This window comes from Gordonia sp. NPDC127522 (assembly GCF_042672305.1).
In the GTDB taxonomy this organism is placed as follows: Bacteria; Actinomycetota; Actinomycetes; order Mycobacteriales; family Mycobacteriaceae; genus Gordonia; species Gordonia hongkongensis.
Genome location: NZ_JBHXVK010000001.1, coordinates 626,205 through 641,122, shown reverse-complemented (window position 1 = coordinate 641,122; position 14,918 = coordinate 626,205). Strand labels below are relative to the sequence as shown.

General features: G+C 67.4%; 14 protein-coding genes. 3 read left to right on the top strand and 11 right to left on the bottom strand.

Annotation, left to right across the window (positions count from 1 at the left end):
- Window positions 1–5: 5 nt before the first annotated feature.
- The 8 genes from ACFVHY_RS02955 to rplJ all read right to left on the bottom strand — a co-directional run bounded on the left by ACFVHY_RS02955 (window position 6) and on the right by rplJ (window position 8,015).
- The gene (locus ACFVHY_RS02955) at window positions 6–1,088 is read right to left on the bottom strand and encodes an MCE family protein (protein WP_058253304.1); all 1,083 of its coding nucleotides are present in this window, start codon (window positions 1,086–1,088) and stop codon (window positions 6–8) included.
- Window positions 1,085–2,452 (bottom strand): MCE family protein, encoded by a 1,368-nt coding sequence (locus tag ACFVHY_RS02950; RefSeq protein ID WP_065629267.1) that lies wholly within the window; start codon window positions 2,450–2,452, stop codon window positions 1,085–1,087. The genes ACFVHY_RS02955 and ACFVHY_RS02950 overlap by 4 nt, the downstream gene beginning before the upstream one ends.
- Before the next feature lies 1 nt (window position 2,453).
- A complete protein-coding gene (locus tag ACFVHY_RS02945) occupies window positions 2,454–3,335 on the bottom strand; it encodes an ABC transporter permease (RefSeq protein ID WP_004023367.1) in 882 nt (293 codons plus the stop codon).
- A gap of 2 nt (window positions 3,336–3,337) precedes the next feature.
- On the bottom strand, window positions 3,338–4,144 hold the full coding sequence (locus tag ACFVHY_RS02940; protein ID WP_004023366.1) for an ABC transporter permease: 807 nt from the start codon (window positions 4,142–4,144) through the stop codon (window positions 3,338–3,340).
- 2 nt (window positions 4,145–4,146) lie between these two features.
- Window positions 4,147–5,373 (bottom strand): ABC transporter ATP-binding protein, encoded by a 1,227-nt coding sequence (locus ACFVHY_RS02935; RefSeq protein WP_390268125.1) that lies wholly within the window; start codon window positions 5,371–5,373, stop codon window positions 4,147–4,149.
- A 371-nt stretch (window positions 5,374–5,744) separates the two neighbouring features.
- On the bottom strand, window positions 5,745–6,701 hold the full coding sequence (locus ACFVHY_RS02930; RefSeq protein ID WP_390268122.1) for a hypothetical protein: 957 nt from the start codon (window positions 6,699–6,701) through the stop codon (window positions 5,745–5,747).
- A 306-nt stretch (window positions 6,702–7,007) separates the two neighbouring features.
- A complete protein-coding gene (rplL, locus tag ACFVHY_RS02925; RefSeq protein ID WP_004019500.1) occupies window positions 7,008–7,397 on the bottom strand; it encodes a 50S ribosomal protein L7/L12 in 390 nt (129 codons plus the stop codon).
- Window positions 7,398–7,484: 87 nt separating this feature from the next.
- The gene (rplJ, locus tag ACFVHY_RS02920; protein WP_004019499.1) at window positions 7,485–8,015 is read right to left on the bottom strand and encodes a 50S ribosomal protein L10; all 531 of its coding nucleotides are present in this window, start codon (window positions 8,013–8,015) and stop codon (window positions 7,485–7,487) included.
- Window positions 8,016–8,294: 279 nt separating this feature from the next.
- On the opposite strand from rplJ, the gene ACFVHY_RS02915 reads away from it, so the two are divergent.
- Both ACFVHY_RS02915 and ACFVHY_RS02910 read left to right on the top strand, forming a co-directional pair.
- Window positions 8,295–9,482, top strand: coding sequence for a glycoside hydrolase family 76 protein (locus ACFVHY_RS02915; protein WP_390268118.1), 1,188 nt, complete (start codon window positions 8,295–8,297; stop codon window positions 9,480–9,482).
- A 214-nt stretch (window positions 9,483–9,696) separates the two neighbouring features.
- Complete coding sequence (locus tag ACFVHY_RS02910) at window positions 9,697–11,724, top strand: CocE/NonD family hydrolase (protein ID WP_390268115.1); 2,028 nt, start codon at window positions 9,697–9,699, stop codon at window positions 11,722–11,724.
- A gap of 6 nt (window positions 11,725–11,730) precedes the next feature.
- Here the strand turns inward: ACFVHY_RS02910 and ACFVHY_RS02905 are convergent, their stop codons facing one another.
- Window positions 11,731–12,249, bottom strand: a complete 519-nt coding sequence (locus ACFVHY_RS02905; protein WP_390268113.1) for a TIGR04338 family metallohydrolase — start codon at window positions 12,247–12,249, stop codon at window positions 11,731–11,733.
- Between the two features lie 153 nt (window positions 12,250–12,402).
- Between ACFVHY_RS02905 and ACFVHY_RS02900 the strand changes: the two genes are divergently transcribed.
- Window positions 12,403–13,344: a hypothetical protein gene (locus ACFVHY_RS02900; protein WP_374612253.1), complete on the top strand. Its 942-nt coding sequence runs from the start codon at window positions 12,403–12,405 to the stop codon at window positions 13,342–13,344.
- Here ACFVHY_RS02900 and ACFVHY_RS02895 read toward each other — a convergent pair.
- Together ACFVHY_RS02895 and ACFVHY_RS02890 are read right to left on the bottom strand one after the other, a co-directional pair.
- Complete coding sequence (locus ACFVHY_RS02895; RefSeq protein ID WP_390268110.1) at window positions 13,341–14,171, bottom strand: DUF2786 domain-containing protein; 831 nt, start codon at window positions 14,169–14,171, stop codon at window positions 13,341–13,343. The genes ACFVHY_RS02900 and ACFVHY_RS02895 overlap by 4 nt on opposite strands.
- 10 nt (window positions 14,172–14,181) lie before the next feature.
- The gene (locus tag ACFVHY_RS02890; RefSeq protein ID WP_390268107.1) at window positions 14,182–14,883 is read right to left on the bottom strand and encodes a YoaK family protein; all 702 of its coding nucleotides are present in this window, start codon (window positions 14,881–14,883) and stop codon (window positions 14,182–14,184) included.
- Window positions 14,884–14,918 lie beyond the last annotated feature (35 nt).

The following is a 14,918-nucleotide window of genomic DNA, read 5'->3' as shown; positions in this document are numbered from 1 at the left end:
CGTGGTCACCCCCCTGGCCGGTCGTCGGCCCAGCAGCGCGTCGCCGCACTGGTGTAGAGCACATGGTTGATGTCGGGCAGCGGGACCAGCGGTTGCGTCAGCACCGGCGACTTGCCGTTGCCCGCCACCACGTCGATACCGCACAGGTAGAACTGGAACCAGGAGCCGAATGTCGCTGCGCGGCCGATCTTCTGGAGCTTGATCGGCAGATTGGTCAGCGTCTCCTCGATGTCCTCGTCGCGCGCGTTGATCTGGTCGGCGAGCGACTTCAGGCCGGCGATGTCGCCCTGGATGGACGGCCGTGTCGCACCGAGGATGTTCGCCGTGACCGAGGTCAGGTTGGAGACCGAGGTGATCGCCGAACCCACCGAACCGCGTTGCGCCGCAAGGCCTGTCACGAGCTTCTCGGTGTTGTCGAGCAGGCTGGTGAACTGTTCGTCGTTGCGGTTGACGGTGTCGAGGACCTTGGTGAGGTTCGTGATCAGCTCACCGATGACCTTGTCCTTGTCGGCGATCGCGTTCGTCAGATCGGCGGTGTCGCTGACCAGACGGGTGATCGAACCGCCCTGACCGTCGAAGATCGCGATGATCTGCTCGGTCAGCTTGTTCACGTCGGAGGCCGAGAGCTGCTGGAACAGCGGCCGGAATCCGTTGAACAGCTCGGTCAGGTTGACCGGCGGGTGGGTGTCCTTGACACCCGGGTTCAGGCCGAAGGTGTGCCCCTGCGCGACCGTCTGCGACGGATCGCCCGCCCCGCGCTCGAGCGCGAGGTACCGGAGCCCGGTCAGGTTGCGGTAGCGGATGAAGAGCTGGGTCCCGTCCGGCAGCCGGTCGCGGTCGACGTTGAACGCGACCTTCGCCTTGTTGCGGTCGTAGACCTCGACGCTCTCGACCTGTCCCACACGCACACCGGCGATGCGCACGTCGTCGCCCGGGTTGAGCAGCGTGGCGTCGGTGAAGACGGCGTTGAACTTCGCGTCCCCGTCACCGCCCGCATTGGCGATGGTGACGGCGAGCAGACTCGTGGTCACCACCGTGACCACGCCGAAGATGACCAGCTTGATCAGCGGTCCGACGATCGACTTCATTTGATGTCGACCTTCGCACCCTGCAGCGCACCGCCGCCGATCATGGTCACCCAGGTGGGCACCTCTTCGGGCGCCTTGCCCGAGGTGGCGCCGTAGATGACCTGCAGCTGCTTGCGGTAGTCCGGGTCGTCGAACGGGTTGGACTCCACTGCGACCGGCTTCGCGCCCGGCGCCGCCGAGACCGACCCGGCGGGCACGCCGCTGAATTGCGGCTGCGGCAGCTCGGGCATCGTGCGCGGGCCGGGGTTACGGGACGGGGGCTGGTAGCTGCCGTCGGCGAGCGAACCACCCGGGTACTGCGGGAACGGGCGGTTGCCACCCATCTTGGGGTCGTAGCACACGGCCGGCGGATCGAGGTCCATGAAGCGGGGTTCGTCCTGGTTCGGTAGGTAACGGCCACGGGGATTGGCGAACTGGAGGTTCACGCGCACACCCGGATTCTTGGTGCCCTGGCCGACGATCTTGCGCGACTCCGGGATCAGACCCGCGAAGTTGCGGAAGGTGCACACGAACGCCGGTGACTGCTTGGCGAGTCCGACGAGGAGTTCCTCGGAGTCGACGGCCAGGTCGATGAGGTCGGTGCGGTTGGCACGCAGCCAGCCGGTCAGGTCGTCGGACGCGACACCCAGGGTGGCGATGAGGGTCCGCAGGTCGTCTTGGCGTTCGACGATGGTGTTCGTCGTCGTGCGCAAGGAGTCGAGCGCGTCGACCACGTCGGGCAGCGCCTCGGAGTAGGTCTGCGAGAAGCTGGCCAACCCCTCGAGGGTGCCCTCGAGTTCGGGGAGGTTCTCGTTGATCTCGCCGAAGATCTGGTCGAGTTCTTCCAGCGTCGTCCCCAGCTGCTCGCCGCGGCCAGACAACGCCGACGAGAGCGAGGTCAGCGTGGCGTTCAGATCCTGCGGCGGGATCGCCTCGAGGACCGGGAGCAGCTTGTCGAACAACTGCTGGATCTCCAGCGCGTTGCCGCTCTGGTCGGTCTGGATCGTCGCACCGTTGCTCAGCGTCGGCCCGGAGTTGTCCTCCGGCACCTGCAGGGCGACGTAGCGCTCGCCGAACAGGGTCTTCGGCAGGATGCGCGCGGTGGTCTCGGCCGACAGCGTCGACGCCTGATCGGGGTTGAGTCCCAACACGACTTCGACGGAACCGTCGGGTCCGGGCTTGACCTCGCGCACCTCGCCGACGGTCATGCCGCGGGCCTTGACGTCGGCGTTCGCCGGCAGCGCGTTGCCGGTCGAGTCGGTCAGCAACGTGACGTCGGTGAACTCGGTGAACGTCTTGTTGAACTTGGTGATCGTCAAGGTGAGGAACAACGCGACGACGAGGAAGAAGACGAGTCCGAGCAACCGTTTACGCAGCAGCGTCACGCTAACCTCCCACTCGCACGGTTGTCGTGGTGCCCCAGATCGCCAGGCCGAGGAAGAAGTCCAGGACCGCGATCAGCACCAGAGCCGCTCGAACCGCGTGCCCGACGGCCACGCCCACACCCGCGGGACCGCCCGAGGCGTAGTAGCCGTAGTAGCAGTGCACGAGGATGATCACGAACGCGAAGACCAGCACCTTGCCGAACGACCACAAGACGTCGGCCGGTGGCAGGAACAGGTTGAAGTAGTGGTCGTAGGAGCCGCCGGACTGGCCGTTGAAGACCGTCGTCACCACGCGGGAGGCGAGGTACGCCGACAGCAGGCCGAGCACGTACAGCGGGATGACCGCGATGAAACCGGCGATCACTCGGGTCGACACCAGGAACGGGATCGACGGCACGGCCATCGTCTCCAGCGCGTCGATCTCCTCCGAGATCCGCATGGCGCCGAGCTGGGCGGTGAAGCCGCAGCCGACAGTCGCCGACAGCGCGAGACCCGCCACCAGCGGCGCCACCTCGCGGGTGTTGACGTAGGCGGAGAGGAAGCCGGTAAGGGCCTGCGACCCGATCTGGTCGAGCGCGGCGTACCCCTGCAGGCCGACCACGACGCCGGTGAACCCCGACATCAGCACCATCACGCCGATGGTGCCGCCGATGACCGCGAGTCCGCCCGATCCGAACGCGACTTCGGCGAGCAGGCGAAGGACCTCGCGCGTGTAATGCACGATCGTCTTCGGCATCCACGCGAGCGTCCGGCCGTAGAACGACATCTGCTCGCCCGCGCCGTCGAGCACCTTCAGCGGCTTGCCCAGCTGCTTGCGGGCCTCGTACATGTAGTACTCGGGCCGGCTCTTGGCGATGGTCACACCGCCCCCACCATCGGTCACGTCTAGCTCCCCTTCGGTGGGACGACCTGCAGGTAGACCGCAGTGATGATCAGGTTCGCCAGGAACAGCAGCAGGAACGTGATGACGACACTCTGGTTGACCGCGTCACCCACGCCCTTCGGACCGCCCTTGGGGTTGAGGCCCTTGTACGAAGCCACGACGCCGGCGAGCACACCGAAGATCGCGGCCTTGAGGGTCGAGACCCAGAGGTCGGGCAGCTGTGCCAGCGCACCGAACGACGCGAGGTAGGCGCCCGGCGTACCGCCCTGGACGACCACGTTGAAGAAGTAACCACCACCGATGCCGATGACCGCGACCAGACCGTTGAGCAGCATCGCGACCAGGACCATCGCCAGCACGCGCGGTACGACGAGGCGCTGGATCGGGTTGATGCCGAGCACCTCCATCGCGTCGATCTCCTCGCGGATGGTGCGCGAGCCGAGGTCGGCGGCGACGGCCGATCCGGCCGCACCCGCGATCAGCAACGACGTCACCAGCGGCGAACCCTGCTGGATGACGACGAGCACGCTGGCCGCGCCGGTGTAGGACTCCGCACCGAGCTGCTTGATCAGCGAACCCGTCTGCAACGAGACGATCGCGCCGAACGGAATCGCGATCAGTGCGGTGGGCAGGATCGTCACGCTGGCGATGAACCACGCCTGCTGGATGAACTCCCGCCACTGAAACGGGCGCACAAAGGTCTGGCGTGCAACATCGACGAAGAGCTGAACAATATTGCCGGTCTGTGACAGGGCACCTGTCCCGGCTTGCGCGATTCGGTCGACGCCACGCGTGGTGGCACTGCTCATCCCTAGGGTGTCCGCCCTTCGTTCCCATCAGCACGATGGCTGGGCTTGGTCAGTGCATCACCGGGTGTGTGCCACTGTTCGGTCGGGGCATCGCTGCCGCCGTAGTCGATGACATCGGTCTTGGAGTCCGCGACGGCGACGTTGCCCGGCGCGGTGGTCCACTCGTTGCCGGAATCGTTGTTGCCGGACGGGCCGTTGCCGTTCGCCATGTTGTCGGCGTGCGCGCGGCTCTCCTCGCGGATCTGGTCTTCCTGCTCCTGGCTGCGGCGGATCGCCTCCTGGGCGTTCTGGGGCAGGTCGGGCAGCATCGCGTGCACACGCTCGCGGTGCCGGGCGATCGCCTTGCGTTCGGGCATACCGGGATTGGGCTGCACCTGCGGGATGATCTCGGTGAAGTCCTCCTTGGTACCACCACCGGAGATACCCGCGGCCTGCATCGCCTCTTCCTGCTTCTGGACCGCCTCGTCCTTCTCCTCGGACATACCGATCGGACCGAACCGGTCACCGGAGAGGAACTGCTTGACCACCGGCTGCTCCGAGGTCAGCAACTGCTCCCGCGGGCCGAACATGACGAGTTCCTTGCGGAACAACATGCCGATGTTGTCCGGGATCGTCCGCGCGATATTGATGTTGTGGGTCACGATCAGGATCGTGGCGTCGATCTGGGCGTTGATGTCGATGAGCAGCTGCGAGATGTAGGCGGTACGCACCGGATCCAGACCCGAGTCCGGCTCGTCGCAGAGAATGATCTGCGGGTCGAGGACCAGCGCGCGCGCCAGCCCGGCGCGCTTGCGCATACCGCCGGAGATCTCGCCCGGGAGTTTGTCCTCGGCACCGGTCAGACCGACGAGGTCGATCTTCTCCATCACGATGTCGCGGACCTCGTTCTCCTTCTTCTTCGTGTGCTCACGAAGCGGGAACGCGATGTTGTCGAACAGGCTCATCGACCCGAACAGCGCGCCGTCCTGGAACAGCACACCGAACAGCTTGCGGATCTCGTAGAGCTCCTTGGCCGAACACTGCGTGATGTCGGTCCCGTCGATGATCACCGACCCCTGCTCCGGATGCAGCAGCCCGATCAGGGTCTTCAGGAACACCGACTTACCGGTACCCGACGGACCCAGCAGCGCCGAAACCTCCCCCTCCGGCAGGGTCAGAGTGACATCACGCCAGATGTTCTGCGAACCGAACGACTTGGTGAGTCCTTCGACGCTGACCTCAACACCCACAACTTCCTCCAGACGATCGCTGCCCCCGAGGCGGCCACGGTGTGACCGCGCACCAACCGGCGGCATTTGTGGTTGGGGTCACTGTAACCGACCCCTCCCCGCCCACAACGCCGCCGCGTGGTTCTCGGTGATGGCTGCGGGAAACCTACCGCCCGGTAACTCTCGCCGCGACGATGACAATATCCGATGGTTCGCGGTGAGGGAAGTCGGGCCGGCCCCTCGATGTGACGGCCACCGCAGACCCGGGCTTCACCTTCGGAACACGATCCGACGGCCGATGACCACCCTCGAAGTCGATGGGCGGTGGCGTCGGAATGATGTCGGAAACGATATCGGTTGCTCGGTCTCCGGCGTTAGCGCGGAGGTGCGGCTCAGGCAGCTGTGTGACCGAACTTCGCCAGCCACGGCCGCAAGAGGCCGACGAGCTCGCCGGATTCCAGTGTCGCCCACGTCCAACGGATCACGACGATCCCTTGGGCGCGGAGGGCGTCCTCGCGCCGCTTCTCTCGGATCAACACATCCCGAGGGGATTCGCCCGGACCCACGAGTCCGTACTTCTGGAGACCGTCGAACTCGCCGATGATTCGTCCATCCCAGTCGAAGTCGGCCCGCGCCTCGCCGTGCGGCGTCTGGAACGTGTGCTGCAGGCGCGGCGTCGGCAGTCCGGCCAGAACCATCTGCGCTCGGCTCCACGACTCACCGACACTCTCGGCGCGCGCGTCGGCAACATCCAGCGCCTGACGTGCGACACCGACGTTGCGCCAGCCTGCGCGGCTGTCGACCATCGCGGACATCAGCCCAGGATCCGCCCCCATGCGCAGCGCCTGGTCGAAGACGACGAGCGCTTGAGCGAAGTCGCCGGACATGGCGATGTCCACCGCGGTGCGTTCGGCGCGGGTGACCAGGACACCTTCGACGACCACCGTCTCATCTCTGCCCAGTGGGCCGTTATGGACGTGGCGGTGCCCACGGACGAACCCGCCGCTCGAACTCGACGGCTTGGTGAGGTGGACCGTCTCACGCTGAGGATGCAGTGTCGCGAGGCCGAGAAGAGCGGCAGCGGACTGATGGCTGAGGGTCGCGACACCGCGGTCTCGCGCGGAGGTGGCGACGGCGATCGACCGCTTCCGATAGAGCCTGTCGGCGCCGTCGGGGCCGTCGAACTCCGCCGACGCGGCGATCCACACGCCCGGCGCGAGACGGACGAGTGCTCCCCGTGCGACTGCAGCGGTGACCACGCCATCGCCGATACCCGCCCGGAGTGTCGCCTCTCGACGGATCAGCCCGTGGCGGTCGGTGGGAAAACTGTCAGCAGGGAACCAGGCCATGCGTCTTGGACGCACACGACCCCGTCTCGGTTGCATCCCATTCCGGATTTCTCCCTGCGCACCGTGCGCCGAGCCCCCGGATCGAGGTCGCATGCGATGTCAATCCGTCCGCGCGACTTCGATCGAGGTCGCACCGACGGATCGATGTCGCGTGCGACTTCAATCCGGGGAGACCGCCGGCCGAAGCCGCAGCAGGCCGACGAGTTCGCCGCGGACCGAGGGCGAGGGGCGCAGACAGCAGACAGCAACGAGCCCGGGACAGCAGTGCCGTCCCGGGCTCGTGAAACGCTTGCGCGTGAGTCGGTCTTACTTGACCGAAACCTTGGCGCCGGCCTCTTCGAGCTTGGCCTTGGCAGCCTCGGCGGCCTCCTTGTCGACCTTCTCCAGCAGGGCCTTCGGAGCGCTCTCGACGAGGTCCTTGGCTTCCTTCAGGCCCAGGCCCGAGACGACCTCGCGGACGACCTTGATGACCTGGATCTTCTTGTCGCCGGCACCCTCGAGGATGACGTCGAACTCGTCCTGCTCGGCAGCGGCCTCGGCGCCACCGGCAGCCGGGGCACCGGCAGCGGCGACGGCGACCGGAGCCGCAGCGGTGACCTCGAAGACCTCTTCGAACTTCTTCACGAAATCGCTGAGCTCCAGCAGGGTCAGTTCCTTGAACTGATCGATGAGCTCGTCAGCGGTGAGCTTCGCCATGGTTGGCGTCCTTCCTGTCAGTCCCCGTACGGGGCTTTGGTGTTCATCCCCGTACGGTTCGGGGATTGGTGTGGTGCGGCGGACGACCTATTCGGTCTCGCCGGCTTCGTTCTTCTTCTCCTGCAGGGCCGCGGCCAGGCGCGCCACCTGCGAAGCCGGCTGGTTGAACAGACCGGCGGCCTTTGCCAAGTTGCCCTTCATGGCACCGGCGAGCTTGGCCAGCAAGACCTCACGGGTCTCAAGGTCGGCGATCTGCTCGATCTCGGCAATGGACAGCGCGCGGCCGTCCATGTACCCGCCCTTGATGACCAGCGCCTTGTTGTCCTTGGCGAACGTCTTGATCGCCTTCGCGGCCACGACCGGCTCACCTTCGATGAAGGCGATGGCGGTCGGACCGGTGAACAGCTCGTCGAGCCCTTCCACGCCCGCCTCAGCAGCGGCACGCTTCACCAGGGTGTTCTTGGCGACGGAGTAGGTTGCACCCTCACCGAGGGAACGTCGCAACGTGCTGATCTGGGTGACGGACAGGCCACGGTATTCCGTGACAACCGTCGCCGTGGAGCTCTTGAACTGCTCCGCGATCTCCGCAACTGCGGCGACCTTTTCGGACTTGGCCATACTTCGCCTCCTCTCCTCGTCACTATGAGTTGGTCGAGTCCAACGAAAGAGCGACGGGCATCGGGAGGCGATCGAGGGCGAAGATGACAAACGCCCCGGCACACAGGCACGGGGCGTGAACGCACACACTGTTCGTGTGGAGCGACATTCCTCGTTCATCCTGCGTGGGCCGGCGACCTCGTCGCGCCTTCGTCCGGGAAATCCCGACGACCAACGGTCTCTGGTTGAACCGATACGACGCACGGGTGTGCATCACATCGACGACTAGGCTACGCGGACGTGGACGAACAATCCAAATCGTCGGACCTGCGGGACCCCAACGCCCGCGCACAGGCCGCCGCGGACGCCATCTACGACCGTCACCTGCAGCGGGCCTTCTGGCTGCCGGGGACACGTGCCGGAGCTGTCGCCTGGCCCATCGGGCGCGTGCAGGCCCAGTTCGGATCCTGGCATTACTGGTGGCAGGCACACCTCGTCGACCTGCTCGTCGACGCCGCTATCCACCGTGTCGGCTCGGACCGCTCCTTCGACCCCGACGTCGCCGACGACGCCAACCGGCTGCTGCGCGGCATCCGGGTCCGCAACGGCGGCCGCTGGACCAACAACTATTACGACGACATGGCATGGCTGGGACTGGCCATCGAACGCGCCGACCGGCACCTGCACCTCGACCATGCGAGCGGACTCCGCGTCCTCGCCGGGCAGATGCTCGACGCCTGGGTACCCGCGGACGGCGGCGGCATCCCCTGGCGCAAGGCCGATCAGTTCTTCAACGCACCGGCCAACGGCCCGGCCGCGATCCTGCTGGCACGCACGGGTCACGTCGAACGCGCCGTGGCGATGTGCGACTGGATGGACGCCAACCTCGTCGATCCCGACACCCATCTGGTCATCGACGGTCTCAAGAAGCTGCCCGACGGTTCACTGAAACCCGAGACCGGCACCTATACCTACTGCCAGGGCGTCGTGCTGGGCGCCGAACTCGAGGCGTTGCGGGCGACCGGAGATCGCCGGCACCTCGACCGACTGGCCCGCCTCCTCGGCGCCGTCGAACGCCACTCGTGCACCGACGGGGTGATCAACGGCGGGGGCGGTGGCGACGGAGGCCTGTTCCACGGTGTGCTGGCCCGCTACCTCGCACTCATCGCCACCGACCTGCCCGAGGTCGACGGTTCGGATGAACTCCGTACGCGGGCAGCCCGGATCGTGACCCGTAGCGCGGACGCCGCATGGGCTCATCGCACCGAGGTCGCCGGACGGGTGATCTTCTCCAGCGACTGGCGACGAACCGCGGTGATCCCGACCGACGCCGGCACGAAAGCCCAGTTCGTGGCGGGCGCCGTCAATCCGTCCGAGGTCCCGGAGCGGGATCTGTCGGTGCAGTTGTCGGCGTGGATGGTGCTCGAGGCGGCGGCCGCCATCGACCTGGGTTTATCTGAATGTGACCAGGAACACACGCGGGCATGACCAAAAGACGCCACCTCGTTAGCCATCCGATACCGCCGCTGAGTTATCCTTCAGCGACTACGTGAAGTGACCTGGACCACACTGTAATCCGCAGCCAGCGGACGGGCCGGGAAGCAAGCGACCGACACGACGGGGTGTCGGTGTCCACCCGGCCGTCTCGATCCGTGCAACAACTCGCGGGTGCGACACCTCATCCCAGGCAGGGTGATGCACCATGACGTACCAGCTGGATCCCACACAGCCGCGCGCCCGTGTCGCTCCGTCGACACGAACCCGCACCACTGGTGCGCCGCATTTCGGCACGCTCCCGCTGGGTGATCCCACCGGCGGCGCCGACGGTATCCGCTGGCGCGAGCAGGTCGACGGCAAGCAGCTCTACCCGCGCGTCGTCATCGACCGGAACGTCTCCATCACCATGAGCGACGGCGTGGTCCTGCGCGCCACGGTCATCCGGCCCGCCAACCGGTTCGGGCAGACGATCCTCACCCCCTATCCCGCGGTCATCAACATCAACCCGTACAACCGCGCGGCCATCGACTTCATCGACCAGACCCTCCACGCCCCCGTCCTCGGCAAGGCACTGCACACCGCGTCCCGGTCGATGGACGCGACGGGCACGGCCCTCGAGGGACTCACGACGCTGACACAGACCCTGTCGGGCGGGGTCTTCGACGTCTTCGGCATCAATCGCAACCTGGTACGCAGCGGGTACGTGCAGGTCGTCGTCGACGTCCGCGGAACCGGCGCGAGCCTGGGCAAATGGCAGATCCTCGGTCCTCGCGAGCAGCAGGACTCGGTGGAGGTCATCGATTGGGTGACCGAGCAGGAGTGGTGCGACGGGACCGTCGGGATGGCCGGCTGGTCGTACTCGGCGATCAACTCGCTGCAGGCCGCGGACAAGCGGCCGCCACAGCTGAAAGCCGTGTTCGCCGTAGAGGGTTGCGACGACCTGGTGCGCGACATCTACATCACCGGCGGCATGCCGTCGGCCTTCATCCCGGTGTGGTTGTCCGCGGTCAACATGCTCAAGTGGGTTCCCAACCCCGCCAACGTGATCCGCGACCTCGTGCGCGGCGACGCGGTGCGCTGGGCGATCGACCGGGTGAAGTCCCCGGCCACCGAGATCCCCTCGCTGCTGTGGGGGTTCCTGACCGCCCGTGATCCACGCATCTTCGACGACCCGTACTTCGACGCCCGCGACCCGATCGTCGACCGCATCGAAGCACCCACCTTCACCGTCGGCGCCTGGCATGATCTGTTCGGCCGCAGTGCAACCGGGGTGTACGAGCGCCTGCAGATGGAGCCGGGCCGCAAGCAGATGATCGTCGGCGACGGCTATCACCTCGACGTGGGGTCGGGATACGGCGGCAAGTTCGCTCCCCCGCGCCTGGACGTCCTCGAACGCGCGTGGTTCGACCGCTGGCTCAAGGGGCACCGCAACGGGATCGAGTACTACGGGCCGGTCACCATGCTGCAGCAGGGCGGTGCGTGGACCGCGGGCCAGAGCTTCCCGCGTCCCGGGGTGGCCCCGACGCGGCTCTACCTGACTGCCGAACCGTCGTCGACCGCCGACCATTGCGTCCACGACGGTTCGCTGAGCACCACTCCCGCACAGGGTGTTTCGTCCCTTCACGTACGTCCGGACACTCGGGGGCTCCGGTCCCGGGACATGACCCAGGTGACCGCGGGGGCGACGCTGGCCCTCGGCGCGGACTTCGCCCGGGATGCGCGATACCAGGAGCGGGGCGCGTTGTCGTTCACCACGGAGCCGGTCGGAGAGGCCACTCCGATCAGCGGCGCCATGAACCTGCGCCTCAACGTCGCCACCACGGCACACGAGGCCGTCTGGGCGGTGACCGTGAACGACGTCGCGCCCGACGGTACGTCGGTCGTCCTGACCAACGGCGCACTGTCGGCGTCGAATCGCGCACTGGATCAATCGAAGTCGACGTACGCCGACGACGGCAGCCTGCTCTCGGCGCACCACTATCTGTCCCGCAAGCGCAAGCTGCCGGTGCCCGTCGACGAACCGATCCGCCTCGACGTCGATCTCGTCCCCACCGACGCGGTCCTGCAGCCGGGCCATCGGCTCCGGGTCGACGTCTACGCCGCGAGTCTCCCGCGCTACCTGACGCTCGTGCCCGACCTCATCAAGGCACGCGGCCGCCGACACCAGCGCCTGGTCCTCGACCCCGACCACCCGAGCCACCTGACGCTGCTGGCCGGCGACGGGCTGCGCTGAGGTCGTTCACCCCACCCCGGAATCCGACAGCACGACGCGATAGACGAACGCGGCTTCCGGCCCCAGTACGAGCCCGACGAGTTCGATGAGCGTCAGCACGAATCCGCGCCCGTGAGCCTGGCCGGTCGTGCCGTCGAGGTGATGGGCGAGCTCGTGCAGCACCACCAGTTCACGCAGCGCCCAGCGTCCGTCGGCCGCGGACGGGATGGCGATCTCGGCGGCGACCGGCACACCGTTGGATCTGCGAACCCGCGCCGCGTAGTGCGCGGACCGCTGGCCGCGCCGTTCGCGGACCGACACCGGGTGCGACGCGCGCTCGAAACTCGATCGCACACCCGGCAGCGCGAGCACGCGGCCCACGTAGTCGTCGACGGCGTCGATCGAGGCGAAGCGCGCCTCCGCGGGGAGGGTGACCTCGGTGCCGGCGAGTTGCACCGTCCGTGACGACGATACGTTGTCGAACAGGCGATGCACGAGGTGCTCGGCCTCATAGAATCGTGCGCGCCCGGTGTCCCGTTCACTCACGGCATCGCCGATGATGAGAGACCCGGCGCCGGGAGCGAAGCGAGCGGGCCGACGATCCTCGGCGCCGGGAGCGAAGCGAGCGGGCCGACGATCCTCGGCGCCGGGAGCGAAGCGAGCGGGCCGAAGCTCACCCCGGAGCCGATGGGAGACTTCATGCGCCGTCCCGACCTCGATGCCGTACGCGAGCGCGTGATGCGGCTGCCCGGCGCCTCCCTGATGCTCCGCATCGTCATCGACATGGCTCGGGGCAATCTCACCGACCGGTCGATGACCCTGGCCGCGCAGGCCTTCACCTCGATCCTCCCGGTCGTGATCCTGGTGCTCACCCTGCCGGGCGCCAGCGTCGTCGACGACGCACTCACCCAGCTCGGTATCCCCGTCAGCAGTCTCGACACGCCCACGATCGACGACCCGACCTCGGCGACGACCTTCGGCATCGTCGGTGCGCTGATGACCATCGCCGGCGCCACCTCCCTGTCCCGTGCCCTCGGCCGAATGTATGTGTCGATCTGGGACGTCGCCAAACTGCCGTGGAGCAGCTTCTGGCGATGGGTCGTCGTCGTCTTCCTCATCCCCGCCGCGGTCACCGTGCAGGGTCTGTCCACCGGAGTGGAGGCCACCTCGCTGTTCGGCATGCACATCGGCGATCGGGGCGTCCTGGGAATCGGGCTCATCGTCGCCGTGACCGTGTTGATCTGGTCGGTCACCTTCACCGCGATCCCGCGGCTCCTGGTCTCGTCGCAGGTACCGATGAGGCTGCTCGTCCTCAACGGCCTCGGTACCGGCATCCTCATCACCGCCCTGCTCGCCGGCAGCCGCGTCGCACTGCCGACCCTCGCGGCGGGCACCATCCGCAGTTACGGCACCCTCGGTGTCGTCTTCGTCGCGATCAGCTGGCTGTTCGTGTTCGCACTCATCCTCGTCGTCACCGCCATCGTCGTGCACGCCGTGGCAACGGACGAGGGTCGTCTGGGCCGGTGGGTGCGGCGGTGGGCCGGCACACCGACACCGTTCGTCCCGCACCCGTCTGCATCCTGGTACGACCGGCCTCCCGGGAGTCCGGTGGACGCCCCGCCCACGCGCGTGGAGCCCTAACCCTCCAAAGCACCACGCGCACCGCCGAACTCGCGGTCGGCGCCGATCTTCGCGCGACGTCCCGCGCGGTCGCCGGCGCGGCGTGCGGCCTCCGAGTAGCCGGCCGAGGCGCTCGACGGACGCCACGTCCCGCGAGCACTCGACTTCGTCCGGTAGAAGTCGGTGACCTCGATCTCCTTGTTGCGCAACGCGACTGCCGTCGAGCGCGTGGTGTCCCCGGAGTCACGTTCGGCGGCCAGGGCCTCCGCACGCGCGGCGTCGCGGGCTTCGGCGAGACGCTTGCCGATGCGTTCGGCGAACGCCGACTGGAAGTTGAGCCGCGCCGTGATCGGCGACAACGGCTTCTCCTCGATCACCCGCCGGGCACGCCACCCGTTCCCCCGGGTGACGACCCGCGCGAACGTCTCGCCCTTGTAGGCACCCGACCGCAGGTAGGCGTCGCTGGCCGCGACCATCTGCACGATCAGCGACGTGTAGAGGGCCTCGCAGGCGTCGATGTCGGCTTCGTACCCGTAGGCGAGCACGAAGGTCGAGTTGCTCGCCACGTCGACGGTCACGTCGTTGGCGGCGGTGATGGCCACGAAGAGCTGCACATAGGTCCGCAGTCCGCGTTTGCCGGGTTCGCCGATCGCGATCTGTCGACTGATCGGGGTGACCTTCCTGCGCGCCGCGGGGTCGTGGGCACGCGCCACCGCCAGGTCGATCGACGACGCCGTCGCGAGCCGCTGGGCAGCCTGCATGAAGGTCTCGGCCTCGTGCTCGTTGTCGGTGTTCTCCGCTTGACGGAGAAGGGCGGAGATCCGGGTGAGCAGCTTGTCGTCGCGCATGTAACTCAGACTATCCAGCGGCCCGATCGGTTCCATCGGACCGCGAATTGCCTCGAGACCGGGTCTCGGCAACCCGCAGGAGGAGGGTGCAGGCGGCGATCGCGACCCCGGCCCACAACCCGGCGACACCCCAGTGACGTTCTGCGAAACCGCCGCACACCGCGCCCAGGACGAACACCGGCCACATCCAGAACACCGCCAGCCACGCCCACGGTCGATCGGTACCCAGCGAGGCGACCAGCTCGTGCGCAGACTTCACCAGCGTGCCGGTCACGTACGTCAAGCCGCCCGGCACCGCCGATGTGTGGGACAGTGCCGAGTTGATCGCGCCGGTCGCCGTCGCCACCACGATCATCCCGGCCGTCGGCGACGCGGTCAGCGCGACAACGGTGCCGGCGAGAAGCGTCACCGTCACGGCCACGAGAACCCAGACCGGCGAGTGCTGTCCGCCCCAGCGACCGAGTGCCGCGCCGCCCACGGCCCCGCCGAAGAAGGCCGCGACGAGTCCGGCGACGACCGCGATCGTCGACCACCCGCCCGCGGCCGTCGACGCTCCCAGGATCGTCGAATTGCCGGACATGAACGCGACGAAGCTGCCCTTGAGCACGACGAACGCGATGGCGTCGATGAGCCCGGCCAGGAACAGCAACGCCGCCGCGATCGCGATGTCCGGGTGGTTGCTGCTCAGGTACTTGTCGAGTCGGACCGCCATGGGCACGAATCTAACGCCTGCGTGGCCGCCGGGAT